The organism is Oryzisolibacter sp. LB2S, assembly GCF_040732315.1.
Classification (GTDB): domain Bacteria; phylum Pseudomonadota; class Gammaproteobacteria; order Burkholderiales; family Burkholderiaceae_C; genus Alicycliphilus; species Alicycliphilus soli.
This window is the reverse complement of sequence record NZ_CP160388.1, coordinates 2,006,090-2,017,847: the sequence shown is the minus strand read 5'-3', so window position 1 is coordinate 2,017,847 and position 11,758 is coordinate 2,006,090. Positions and strand designations below refer to the sequence as shown.

9 protein-coding genes are annotated in these 11,758 nt (G+C 65.6%); 4 read left to right on the top strand and 5 right to left on the bottom strand.

Annotation, left to right across the window (positions count from 1 at the left end; genetic code table 11):
- Window positions 1-12: 12 nt before the first annotated feature.
- The 3 genes from ABUE11_RS09525 to ABUE11_RS09515 all read right to left on the bottom strand — a co-directional run bounded on the left by ABUE11_RS09525 (window position 13) and on the right by ABUE11_RS09515 (window position 3,199).
- Window positions 13-813 (bottom strand): THxN family PEP-CTERM protein, encoded by an 801-nt coding sequence (locus tag ABUE11_RS09525; protein ID WP_367065157.1) that lies wholly within the window; start codon window positions 811-813, stop codon window positions 13-15.
- A gap of 196 nt (window positions 814-1,009) precedes the next feature.
- Window positions 1,010-2,455: a hypothetical protein gene (locus tag ABUE11_RS09520; protein WP_367065156.1), complete on the bottom strand. Its 1,446-nt coding sequence runs from the start codon at window positions 2,453-2,455 to the stop codon at window positions 1,010-1,012.
- Window positions 2,456-2,461: 6 nt separating this feature from the next.
- On the bottom strand, window positions 2,462-3,199 hold the full coding sequence (locus tag ABUE11_RS09515) for a PEP-CTERM/exosortase system-associated acyltransferase (protein ID WP_367065155.1): 738 nt from the start codon (window positions 3,197-3,199) through the stop codon (window positions 2,462-2,464).
- Between the two features lie 552 nt (window positions 3,200-3,751).
- Between ABUE11_RS09515 and prsT the strand changes: the two genes are divergently transcribed.
- The 3 genes from prsT (at window position 3,752) to egtB (ending at window position 7,759) form a co-directional block, all read left to right on the top strand.
- Window positions 3,752-5,392: an XrtA/PEP-CTERM system TPR-repeat protein PrsT gene (gene prsT, locus ABUE11_RS09510; protein WP_367065154.1), complete on the top strand. Its 1,641-nt coding sequence runs from the start codon at window positions 3,752-3,754 to the stop codon at window positions 5,390-5,392.
- Between the two features lie 126 nt (window positions 5,393-5,518).
- Window positions 5,519-6,514, top strand: a complete 996-nt coding sequence (gene egtD, locus ABUE11_RS09505) for an L-histidine N(alpha)-methyltransferase (protein WP_367065153.1) — start codon at window positions 5,519-5,521, stop codon at window positions 6,512-6,514.
- Between the two features lie 12 nt (window positions 6,515-6,526).
- Window positions 6,527-7,759: an ergothioneine biosynthesis protein EgtB gene (egtB, locus tag ABUE11_RS09500; protein WP_367065152.1), complete on the top strand. Its 1,233-nt coding sequence runs from the start codon at window positions 6,527-6,529 to the stop codon at window positions 7,757-7,759.
- 49 nt (window positions 7,760-7,808) lie between these two features.
- On the opposite strand, the gene ABUE11_RS09495 is transcribed toward egtB, so the two are convergent.
- Together ABUE11_RS09495 and ABUE11_RS09490 are read right to left on the bottom strand one after the other, a co-directional pair.
- Entirely contained in the window at window positions 7,809-9,089 is a 1,281-nt protein-coding gene (locus ABUE11_RS09495) for an aminotransferase class I/II-fold pyridoxal phosphate-dependent enzyme (protein WP_367065151.1), read from the bottom strand.
- Between the two features lie 345 nt (window positions 9,090-9,434).
- A complete protein-coding gene (locus tag ABUE11_RS09490; RefSeq protein ID WP_367065150.1) occupies window positions 9,435-11,411 on the bottom strand; it encodes a U32 family peptidase in 1,977 nt (658 codons plus the stop codon).
- 101 nt (window positions 11,412-11,512) lie between these two features.
- Between ABUE11_RS09490 and ABUE11_RS09485 the strand changes: the two genes are divergently transcribed.
- Complete coding sequence (locus ABUE11_RS09485; protein WP_367065149.1) at window positions 11,513-11,743, top strand: hypothetical protein; 231 nt, start codon at window positions 11,513-11,515, stop codon at window positions 11,741-11,743.
- Window positions 11,744-11,758: the final 15 nt, after the last annotated feature.

The following is an 11,758-nucleotide window of genomic DNA, read 5'->3' as shown; positions in this document are numbered from 1 at the left end:
GGCATCAGACCATCAGGCGCTGCGGCGCCGACGGCCAGCATAGCCCAGGCCTGCAAGTGCCAGACCGACGAGGGCGAGGGAACCGGGCTCGGGGACTTGCAGGGGCTGCGACGAGATCGTGATGCCAAAGGGCAGAGAGGTGGACTGTCGCTCCGGTGTCGTAAAGCCCATGCAACCAGCGCCAAGGCCTGCAGCGGCACATGCGGCGTTGGACAGCACGTTCAAGGTTCCTCCGCTGGTCGGGAACGCATTCACAAAATACGTATAGCCGTCGTAGTCAAACGTGTCATTCAAGAAGCCGCTAACCTGCACAAAAATGTCGTTGCAGGGATTGCCCGGAGGGCTTGCTGCAGCACAGCCGCCTGGCCCAGGATTGTTGGGTGTTTCAACGAACCTGATGTCATAACTGATCGTTGGCAAGTTTTGCGCAGGCCCCGCGGGATTGGTCGGGGTCAGCGTCATGGTCACCGTGAGTGTTGCATCCGTCAGGCTTGTGCCGGTGATCGGTCGATTGTTGTGCGTCAGACTCACGCCGGGGGCAATATAGCCGGCCGGCGGGGTGCCGCCACCCCACCAAGTGGGGATATTGGAATCGGCCGCATTGGTGATGACCAGAGAGCTTCGCCCGAATCCGGTGCTGTTTCCCCAAGTCAGTGTTTTTCCAGCATTGGACAGAGTGACACCGGGGTTGGGGGCGTAACTGGTCCAGACGCCCGCACTGTGGACATTCCAGTTGTTGACGGGATCGGCGCTGGCAAATGCGCTGAGGGTTAGGGCGCCTGCGGCGAGAGCGACCTTGCTAAGGGGTTTCATTGTGACTCCTGGTAAGTTGGCTTGAGAGGCGGCCTGATTGCCGCGACAGCACCGTGTGGGGGCATTTCAAACAGCCTCAATCCTCATATGGCAGGAGTCGTGCCAAATCGTTGGTTTTGTCTAAGCTATTGAAATTAAACAAGTTTCAAATTTGTTTGTTGTTCTCCGTGAAAGTGGATGTCAAAAAGTCCGACGGTCACAATGTTCCGACGTAGTCAAACTTGCGCTCGAAGTCCAGCATGGGCCGCCAGGGAAATGCATCGCGTCCGAGCACTTCAATCTCAATGGCAGGAAATCCATGTTGGCTGGACAGTGCACGCAGTTGCTCCAGCAAACCCTGGGCATCGGGCTCCGTGGCGTTGGCCTGTACCCTGAGGCGGACAAGGCCACTGTCAGCCTTTTCGATACGGAATGCACCGCTGAGCCGATTGGCGATGGCGTGGTCCAGGTAGAGCAGTTCCTTGATGCTTTCGACCGATGGCATGCCGGTCGCGCGATCCTTGATACGCCCCTGAACCAGCACCATGGGTAGCCAGGGGGGCTCCATGCCGAGCAGTGCCGCGGCCTGTCTGGCGTCCTGCTCGGGCACGAGACGGACCAGATCGCCTGTGGCATAGCGCGGCAGCGGGATGACGGCATGTGGGTCCAGCATGGTGACGCACAGCTCGCCGAATCCGCTGGCATCCGGGTTGAGGACTTCCAGATGGCTGCGCAGCGGGTTGTAGCAAAAGACGGATGGCACGGCATCGATGGTGCCTGTGGCGCCTGGACCGCAGAGCAGTTGGGCCAGCCCAGCGTTTCTGCGCATGGCGCGGCGCATGCGGATGGTCTCGCGGGTCTCGAACAACAGGTTCAGGCCCAGTTCGCCCACGCCGAACGAGCTGCCGACCACGCGCTCCGGGTCGCTGTCGATGTCGATGCCCATGCGCGCCGCGATGTAGTCGCGCTGAGCCTCCACCAGCACTTCCTCGCCCATGATGACGCTGGTGCGCAGCGCCGGCCAGTCCACGCCGGCCCTTTGTCCTTCATCGAGCAGCCGGCGAATGAACAAGGGGTCAGCGCATAGCAGCGTCTGGGCAAAGCTCGGGCCCACGTCGCGCAGGATGGAGCAGGCCATGTCTTCGCGCACGCTCACATTGGCCACGGCGACCGCGCGCGAGCGAAACACCACGCCCATGGGCAGGCAGTTGACGAGCAGGGTGGGCTTGTCGTCCACGCCAAACATGTCCTGCAGGCCGAGGTCTATGGGGAACCAGCCTTCCTCATGCTGGGCGCGCGCCGTCAGGCGAAAGCCGTAGCTGCGCCCACCACGGCCCGAACTGGTCAGCACATCGGCCAGCATGGAGGCGGGCAGGGGGCGCGAGAGCTGGTTCAGCGCAAAGCGCGCGAAGGTGTTGGTCTTGGTCAGTACGGGCAGGCTGTGCCAGTCGATGTCGGGGCCGATCCGCTGTGGGTCAATGCCGTGCTCCTGCAGCAGTGTCCCGTAGGCCGGACTGTGTCTGGCCGCATCCATGGCAATGCGCAGGGCACGGGCCTGTGCCGCCCCGAGCATGCGCGCGCCACCCATGCGCCTGCCCTGGCGCAGCATGAGCCAGCGCAAGCCGCGCAGCGCGAACGAGGGCAGTAGGGAGAGTAAACCCATCAATGCTCAGGTGTCGGCCAGCGGTTGGCGCATCCAGGCATATAGAGCGGGGTCTCGTTGGCTGAGTTGGTATTCGAGGACTCTGAGGTCGGCGACATAGGGTGCTACCGGGCCGTAGTAGTCGGTGAAGGGCCCGATTTGTTGGAATCCAAAGTTCATGCGCGTAAGTATCCGTGCCAGGGAGCGCTCCATGGCCGCATACCAATACCGAATGTTGTTTTTTACGCTGTAGTGGTACATCTCTCGGTACAGCGTGAGCAGGATTTGCGGCGATGGATTGCGCTTTTCCTGCACTTCCGGTGGCTCTGGCCGCGGTTGGTAGTCAGGAGACAGCATGCCTGCCGGCGGTTTTTCGCCCTGACGGCGGCGGTAGGTATTGTGGACCATGAGCCGGCTGATTTCCGCGGACTGCGCCGCAGGCGGCAGGATGATGTTGTCCAGTACCGATACGCAGTGCGTCTGGAATGGAAATGCCTGAAGCGCATCGGGGAACACCAGACGCACATAGCCGACCAGCTGGTCGGTCTGGTTCAAGGCCGCGAAATGTGCCGAGTTGGCGTCGTACTCGTCGGTTTCCCGCTGTTCGGGATAGTCGCTCGCGGGCAGGAACTCGCATTCCTCGCAGTAGACCTGATAGCGCAACTGCTCGATGGATCGAAAAAGCGCTTTGTCCTGCTGTGGTGATACTGCTTGACCCGTGAAATGGACCGAGAAACCTTGTTGTGGTTGCAATACGGCACTCATGCGGCGTCCTCCTGTTGGGTAGGGATGTCTGACCTGTACTGTGGTGGGGTTGAGATGCGGGGCTTCTGACGAAGCGTGCATGTCGACCAGAACGAGGGAGACCCCTCGTCAATCTGTCAGTCCGGATATTCCCTCAGGATGCCAGCCTTGTCGAAACAATGGATGACATCCGTGTCTTGATGATTCTTGTGAGCACTCCCAACCTCCCTCGTGTCTGCGTTCTCTGGCCTTACCATCGTGAGCCGCATTGTTGGCAACCAGTGTAGGTGCATGCTGGTGCAGCAGCCCCATGGGTTTTGTTCAAGTCGGCTTCGCTGGACATAGGTTGCGCCTATTCAGATGGGGCAGATGGCGCGCGTTCGCGGCCCGCTCGCGCTTGCATATCCTTAGCGAAACCTGACAACTGGCAACATTTGGCTGATGCATGGGTTTGTGGCGTGTACCGGGCGCGGCAGACTATCATTGTCATAGCGTCGCACCTGATTCGAGCGGGTGGATCGGGCCGGGCGAGTGGCCCGAATTCTGGTTGATGCATCACCTTGGAGGACGATCATGAAGGCTGTTTTGTCACGTTCCATGGCTGTCGCCGTGCCGGCGGCCCTGGCCTTGTGGGTGCTGGCGACGGGTGCGCAGGCGCAACAGAGTCCGGTGCAACTCGCGTCCCTGGCTGCGGACAAACCCGCGGTGCCCGCGGAGTTTCACGGCATCACTGCCCCGGATGAGGGAGTGGTGGGAGACATGGCGCAGATAGCCACATTGCTCAATCAGGGCAAGGTCGATCGCGCGCTGAAGGCCATCGATGAACTGCAGAAGAAGCGTCCCGCGGACGTCGTGCCCGTTGTCCTGCGGGGGCGCGCGCTGCTGCAGAAGGGCGACCGTGCAGGCGCGCGACAGGCCCTGGAGCAGGCGCTGCAAATGGATGCCAACTATTTCCCGGCCATCGCCATGCTTGCGGGACTGGACAATGCCGAGAAGCGTCCCGACGCGGCTCGTGCGCGCCTCGAGGGGGCGATCGAGCGTCAGCCCGCCAACGTGTTGGCCTACCGTGCGCTGGCGGAACTGCGCGCGGCCCAGGGTGCCGGCAAGACGGAATTGATCGGCCTGCTGCGCCGGGCCGTCGATGCCGCGCCCAGGAACCCAATGGCGCACCAACTGCTTGCGGAGTTCTTCCTGCGCGTGGGTGATCCCAAGGAGGCGCTGGCCGTGGCGCAGAAGGCGAACACGGCCCTGCCGGACAGTCCGCCGTTGCTCGATGCCTTGGGACGCGCGCAGTCCGCCACGGGCGACTACGGACAGGCCCAGGCCAGCTTTGCCCGCATGGCGGAGCTGTTGCCCAAGTCTCCCTTGCCTTACCTGCGCATGGCCAGCGCCCATCTGCTCGCGGGCGATCGGGCCGCGGCCGAACAGAACCTGCACAAGGCGCTGGAGCTCGATCCACGCTCACTGGAGGCGCAGCAGGGCTTGGCCAGCCTGGCGATGGCGACACAGCAGCCGGCGCAGGCGCTGACCATCAGCCGCAATATCCAGAAGCAAAGGCCCAAGGAGCAGGTGGGCTATGTGCTGGAGGGGCAGATCCACGCGGCAGCCAAGGACTGGGACAAGGCCATCCAGGCCTACCGCACGGGCCTGAAGCAGACGGACAACCCGGCGTTGGCGATACGCCTGCATGACGTGATGATGGCTGCCGGCAAGACCAAGGAGGCCGAGCAATGGGCCACCCAATGGGAGCGCAGCCATGCCAAGGATGCGGCGTTTCCCCTCTACCTGGGCAACCGCTCCATGAGCACCAAGGACCTGCCGGCCAGCCTGGTGCAGTTCGATCGTGTGCTGGCGCTGCAACCGGACAACGCCGTCGTGCTCAACAACCGCGCCTGGGTCAAGGGGCAGCTCGGCCGTGAGGACGCCCTGGCCGATGCCGAGCGCGCCAATGCCCTGGCGCCGAACCAGCCGGCGTTCATGGACACCTGGGCCATGCTGCTGTCCGGCGCGCGGCAGCACGACAAGGCCGTGGAAATACAGAAGAAGGTGGTGCAGCTGCAGCCGCAGGTACTGGTCTACAAGCTCAACCTGGCCAAGGTCTACATCAATGCGGGACAGAAGGAGGCGGCCAAGCCGCTGCTGGATGAACTGGCTCAGGCGGGCGAGGGCTTCCCCGCGCATGCGGAGGTGGAGCAGCTCAGAAAGGGGCTGTGACCTGATCTCTGCCACAGTCGGCGCGGCGCGGCAATAGCGCGGGGGCGGTTTGCGCCCCTGTCCTACCCGCGATGCGCGCCTTGGCCGGCTGTGCGCTGGGGCTGGCGGGTTCTACGCTGCGGCGCTATGCCCCCAGCCGACGTTACGAGTGCAGCGCATGCCGCCAGCCCCCATGGGCTTCGCGCGGTGCAGCGCGTGGCGCTGGCCGGGCCCGCTGCCAGGCAGGAGATCGAGGACGGCCTGTTGGCGCCGCAGGCCCGCATCAGCCCCAAGTACTTCTATGACCGGCGTGGTTCGGAACTCTTCGAGGCCATCACACGCCTGCCGGAGTACTACCTCACGCGCACCGAACGGGCACTCATGCGCGCGCATGGCCGAGCCATTGCCGGCGCCGTGGGGCTTGGCCGCGTGGTCATTGAGCCCGGGGCCGGCAGTTGCGACAAGGCGCGCACCCTGTGCCGCAGACTCGCGGCCACGCATTTCGTGGGCGTGGACATCTCGGCAGATTTCCTGCAGGGGGCTGTGCTGCGCCTGCGTGCCGCGCTGCCGGCGCTCGATGCGCGCGCCGTGGCGGGTGACATCACAGCAGGCCTGCAGCTGCCTGCCGACATACCGCCCGAGCGGCGCCTCGTGTTCTACCCAGGCTCGTCCATAGGCAACTTCGATCCCGCCGACGCCCTGGCATTGCTTGCGCGCATGCGTGCGCTGGCCGGCCCTGGCGGGGGCCTGCTGATAGGCATAGACCTGCCAAAGGACAGGGCCGTGCTGGAGGCGGCCTATGACGATGCGGCCGGCGTGACCGCGGCCTTCAACCGCAATGTGCTCGCGCATGTCAATCGCCTGATCGGCAGTGACTTCGATCCGTGCCGATGGCAGCACAGGGCGTTCTTCAACTGGGCGGCCTCGCGCGTGGAAATGCACCTGGAGGCCCGGGGCCCGCAGCGCGTGCGCTGGCCCGGTGGCGGGCGGGACTTTGCCTCGGGCGAGTGCATCCACACGGAGAACAGCTACAAGCATTCGCTGCCCGCGTTCGAGGCGCTGCTCGCCAAGGCGGGGTTCTGCCGCTGCCAGAGCTGGACCGATGCCCGCGGCTGGTATGCCGTGCTGCATGCGCGTGCATGAAGGCGGTGCGCGATGAACCTGACCGGCGTCGTGCCTTCTGCCACCGATATCGACGGCGATGGCGCCGCCGCGGCGCGGCGCTACGAGGCCGTGCGTGCCGCGAGCCTGGCGCTCGCGCAACCGCTGTCGGCCGAGGATTGCTGTGTGCAGTCCATGCCCGACGCCAGCCCTACCAAATGGCATCTGGCACACACCACCTGGTTCTTCGAGACCTTCATCCTGGAGACGCATGAGCCGGGCTTTCGCCCGTTCGACCCGGCCTTTCGTGAGCTTTTCAACTCCTACTACCAGGGCGTGGGGCCGCAGTATCCGCGGCCCAGGCGCGGCCTGCTCACGCGGCCATCGCTGGCCACCGTGCTCGACTACCGCGCCGCCGTCGATGAGCGCATGCGGCGCCTGCTCGCGCGCGGCCTCCCGCCGGCGCCACTGGCGGCCTTGCTGGAGCTGGGCCTGCAGCACGAGCAGCAGCACCAGGAGCTGATGCTGACCGACATCAAGCATCTGCTGTCCTGCCACCCCCTGTGGCCCGCGTACCGTGATGCGCCGGCGGTGGACGCGCCCGCTGCCTCGGCCGGCCCCGAGTGGCTCGATTGCGCGGGGGGGCTCGTGGAGGTCGGCCACCAGGGCGCGAGCTTTGCATTCGACAACGAGTTGCCGCGGCACAAGGTCTTTCTGCGGCCCTACGCGCTGGCCACATGCCTGGTGAGCAACGGCCGCTATCTGGCCTTCATGGCCGATGGCGGCTATCACAATCCCGCGCACTGGCTGGCCGAGGGCTGGGACTGGTGCCGCGCGCAGCAGCTCGAGCACCCCCTGTACTGGCGCCGCGATGCTGGCGGCTGGAGCGAGTTCACGCTGGCCGGCGCGCGGCCGCTGGCAGCAGACGCGCCCGTCGCGCATCTGTCCTACTACGAGGCCGATGCCTTCGCGCGCTGGGCCGGCGCGCGCCTGCCCACCGAGGCCGAGTGGGAGGGCGCCTGTACCGGGCCGGACCGCGGCGCTCTGCGGCAGATGTTCGGCGTGCTCTGGCAGTGGACGCAGTCGAGCTACGCGCCATACCCCGGCTTTGCCCCCGCGCCCGGCGCCGTGGGCGAGTACAACGGCAAGTTTATGGTCAACCAATACGTGTTGCGGGGCAGCTCCTGCGCCACGCCCGAGGGCCATGCGCGCGTGAGCTACCGCAACTTCTTCCCGACGCCCGCGCGCTGGCAGTTCACCGGGCTGAGGCTCGCCAAGGACTCCTGAAACGATAGCTGCCAGCGCTTGTCCACCAAGCGCTGGAGGCAAAAATCGTTCAAACCGCGTCCAGCGCCTGGTGCAGGTCGGCGAGCAGGTCGTCGATATGCTCGATGCCGACCGACAGGCGCACCATGCCCTCGGTCACGCCGGCCTTGGCCAGTTCGTCGGCGCTGAGCTGGCGGTGCGTGGTCGAGGCCGGGTGCGTGGCCAGCGACTTGGCGTCGCCAATGTTCACGAGGCGTGTGAACAGCTTGAGGGCATCGAGGAAGCGGGCCCCCGCGGCACGCGGGTCGCCATCGGCCCTGAGGCTGAACGACAGAATGCCCGAGGCGCGGCCGCCGAGCTGGCGCTGCACCAGTGCGTGGTCCGGGTGGTCGGGCAGGCCGGCGTAGCGTACCCATTCCACCTTGGGGTGGGCCTGGAGCGCCTCGGCGATCTTTTGCGTGTTCTCGCAGATGCGGTCCATGCGCAGAGCCAGGGTTTCAATGCCCTGCAGGATCAGGAAGGCGTTGTGCGGCGAGATCGCCGCGCCCGTGTTGCGCAGCGGCACCACGCGCACGCGGCCGATGTAGGCGGCCGGGCCCAGGGCCTCGGTGTAGACCACGCCGTGGTAGCTCACGTCGGGCTCGTTCAGGCGCTTGAAGCGCTCCTTGTGCTGGGCCCAGGGGAATTTGCCGCTGTCCACGATGGCGCCGCCCATGCTGTTGCCGTGGCCGGCCAGGTACTTGGTCAGGGCATGCACAACGATGTCGGCGCCATGCTCGATGGGGCGCAGCAGGTAGGGACTGGGCACGGTGTTGTCCACGATCAGCGGCACGCCATGGGCATGCGCCACGTCGGCGAGCGCCCGGATGTCGGTCACGTTGCCCAGCGGGTTGCCGATGGACTCGCAGAACACGGCCTTGGTGCGCGCGTCGATCAACTTGGCAAAGCTGGCCGGGTCGCGCGGGTCGGCAAAGCGCACCTCCAGGCCCTGCTGCGGGAAGGTGTGGGCGAACAGGTTATAGGTGCCGCCATAGAGCGTGCTGGCCGAGACGATGTTGTCGCCGGCCTCGGCGATCGCCTGGATGGCATAGGTGATGGCCGACATGCCTGAGGCCACGGCCACGGCGGCAATGCCACCCTCGAGCGCCGCGACGCGTTTTTCCAGCACGTCGGTCGTCGGGTTCATGATGCGCGTGTAGATGTTGCCCGGCACCTTGAGGTCGAACAGGTCGGCGCCATGCTGGGCGCTGTCGAAGGCGTAGGCCACGGTCTGGTAGATGGGCACGGCCACGGACTTGGTGGTCGGGTCGGGCGAATAGCCTGCGTGGACGGCCAGGGTTTCAATGCGCATCGCTGTCTTCCTTTGCTTGGGGTTGTGATGACCGTGCATTGTCGGTCAAGCAAAGGGGCAATTCCGGTCACTTGCGCGATGGCCGCCATGGTGGGGTGGCAGGCCGCGTGGATCCCCGCCTGCGCGGGGATGACGAGGGCGTGGATGGGGTGGCGTTGCACCACCTCCGTCATTCCCGCGAAAGCGGGAATCCAAGGATGCGATGAGCACCATGGTGGGGTGGCAGGCCGCGTGGATCCCCGCTTTCGCGGGGATGACGATGGGGACGGAAGGGGGTAGAACCACCTCCGTCATTCCCGCGAACGCGGGAATCCAGGGGTGCGATGGCCGCCCTGGGCTGCGGGCCTACACCGGCCGCGTGCGGTAGAACTGCAGCGGGTGCTCCCGCATCTCGCGCTGGTGCTGGGCGATGACGGATTTCTTCATCCTGCCCACCACGTGCATCTCGCAGGGCTTGCAGTCGAAGACGAGCTTCAGTTTTTCCTTGCCGTTGATGAGCTGCAGCGGCTCCGCGCGGATCGTGCCCTTGACGCCGATCACCCCCTTGGCCTGCTTGGGGCACAGGCTCATGCTGTAGCGCACGCAGTGCTTGGTGATCATCAGGCTGACCTCGCCTTCCTCTTCCTTGGCCTCGTAGGCCGCGGCGATCACCTTCACGCCGTGCTTCAGATAGAAGTCATGGGCCTTGTGGTTGAACACGTTGGCGAGATACGTGAGTGTGTCCTCGGGGAAGGGCACGGGCGGCTCCACGGGCGCGGCGCGCTGCAGGCGCACAAAGCCCTTGGCGCGCGCGTCCTCGAGCGCGGCCACGGCGTCTCGGCGCAGCTGGTTCAGGGCCGAGGCGGGCACGAACCAGGGCTGGGTGAGCGTCAGCGCGATGTCGTTCACGGCGAAGATCGTGGCGCCAAAGCGGGCCAGCTGCTCGCGCAGCTGGCCTTGCGCGCGGGCGGCGTCGCTCGCCGGCTGGTGCGGCTGCACGATGGCGGCGCTGCCGATGAAGCCGTCCTCGTCGGTGAGCGTGAGCGCAAAGCCGTCGGCCGTCTCGGCAAGCTCGGCCCACAGGCCTATGCGGCGCTCGCTGGATTTCTTGTCCAGCGTACGCACCCAGTCCATGTCGCGGTTGCGGTTGATCTCCAGGCCCTTGCGCAGATCCTTGAAGCCGTGGACGTCGTCCTTGGGGAAGACGCGCCAGATGCCTTTCTTCGGCGCCACGCATTCGGCGCGGTTGATGTGCACGCCGACGAGCTCCTTTTGCAGATCCCAGTAGCACAGGCCGTCGCCGTTGTGCAGCACCGTGGACTTGTCGCCGACCTCGAGCTCGAACCATTTGTCGCCCAGCTGCGTGACCCAGCCTATGGCCCGGCCCGGTTGCTTGGGTGTGTCGAAGGCGCCTATGTCCTGCTGGCGGCCATTGACGAAGTAGTCGGTGAACTCGCGGTTGAAGTTCTGGTCCGGGTCGGGCGTGAAGCTGAACGTGGTGCGGCCGCTCGATGCGCGGGTGTATGTGCCTTCTTCGACGATCTCGTCGAGCAGCTTGCGGTAATGGGCCGTGATGTTCTTCACATAGCCCAAGTCCTTGTAGCGGCCCTCGATCTTGAAGCTGCGCACGCCGGCGTCGATCAGGGCGCGCAGGTTGTCCGACTGGTTGTTGTCCTTCATCGAGAGCACATGCTTTTCGTGCGCGATGATGCGGCCCGCGCCATCGAGCACCTCGTAGGGCAGGCGGCAGGCCTGGTTGCAGTCGCCGCGGTTGGCGCTGCGGCCCGTGTGGGCGTGGCTGATGAAGCATTGGCCCGAGTAGGCCACGCACAGCGCGCCATGCACGAAGAACTCTATGGTGGTGCGCGCCGGGTCGGTGGCGGCGCGGATGGCTGCGATCTGCTTCAGGTCCAGCTCGCGCGCGATGACGATCTGCGACAGGCCCGCATCCTGCAGAAAGCGCGCCTTCTCGGGCGTGCGGATGTCGGTCTGGGTGCTGGCGTGCAGCTGGATGGGCGGCAGGTCGATCTCCAGCAGCCCCATGTCCTGGATGATGAGCGCGTCGGCCCCGGCCTCGTACACCTGCCAGGCCATGCCGCGCGCGTCCTCGAGCTCATCGTCGCGCAGTATGGTATTGAGCGTGACGAAGATGCGGCTGCCAAAGCGGTGCGCGTGGGCGATGAGCCGCTCCAGATCGCGGATGTCGTTGCCCGCAGAGGCGCGCGCGCCAAAGGCCGGGCCGCCGATGTAGACGGCGTCGGCGCCATGGTCGATGGCGGCGATGCCGATGTCGGCGTCGCGCGCGGGCGAGAGCAATTCGAGCTGGTGGGGCAGAAGAGACATAGGGCGCGGATTATCCCAGGGCGCCTTTTCGGGCGCTCGGGCGCGGGAAATCGCCGCTACAGTCGGCGGCTTCAGGGTTGAACGGGGAGGGTGGTATGCGCATGGGGTTTGGTTTGGTGGGGCTGTTGCTCGCCCTGGCCGTCGTGGCCGTGCTGGTCAAGAAGCAGACGGGCGCCACGCGCATGGCCCAGCCGCCGGCGGTGCAAGGTCAGCCCGCGGACGGTGCGCTGCCCTCGGTGCGTACCCAGGGCCGGCAGCTGCAGCAGGATGTGAAGCAGCAGCTCGATGGCCTGATGCAGCAGCCGCGGGTTCTGATTGATGAGGAAAAATGATGCTTGGCGCTTTTC

Coding starts and splice junctions, on each gene's coding strand:
- ABUE11_RS09525 (WP_367065157.1), bottom strand. CDS start 813: ATGAAACCCCTTAGCAAGGTCGCTCTCGCCGCAGGCGCCCTAACCCTC.
- ABUE11_RS09520 (WP_367065156.1), bottom strand. CDS start 2,455: ATGGGTTTACTCTCCCTACTGCCCTCGTTCGCGCTGCGCGGCTTGCGC.
- ABUE11_RS09515 (WP_367065155.1), bottom strand. CDS start 3,199: ATGAGTGCCGTATTGCAACCACAACAAGGTTTCTCGGTCCATTTCACG.
- prsT (WP_367065154.1), top strand. CDS start 3,752: ATGAAGGCTGTTTTGTCACGTTCCATGGCTGTCGCCGTGCCGGCGGCC.
- egtD (WP_367065153.1), top strand. CDS start 5,519: ATGCCCCCAGCCGACGTTACGAGTGCAGCGCATGCCGCCAGCCCCCAT.
- egtB (WP_367065152.1), top strand. CDS start 6,527: ATGAACCTGACCGGCGTCGTGCCTTCTGCCACCGATATCGACGGCGAT.
- ABUE11_RS09495 (WP_367065151.1), bottom strand. CDS start 9,089: ATGCGCATTGAAACCCTGGCCGTCCACGCAGGCTATTCGCCCGACCCG.
- ABUE11_RS09490 (WP_367065150.1), bottom strand. CDS start 11,411: ATGTCTCTTCTGCCCCACCAGCTCGAATTGCTCTCGCCCGCGCGCGAC.
- ABUE11_RS09485 (WP_367065149.1), top strand. CDS start 11,513: ATGGGGTTTGGTTTGGTGGGGCTGTTGCTCGCCCTGGCCGTCGTGGCC.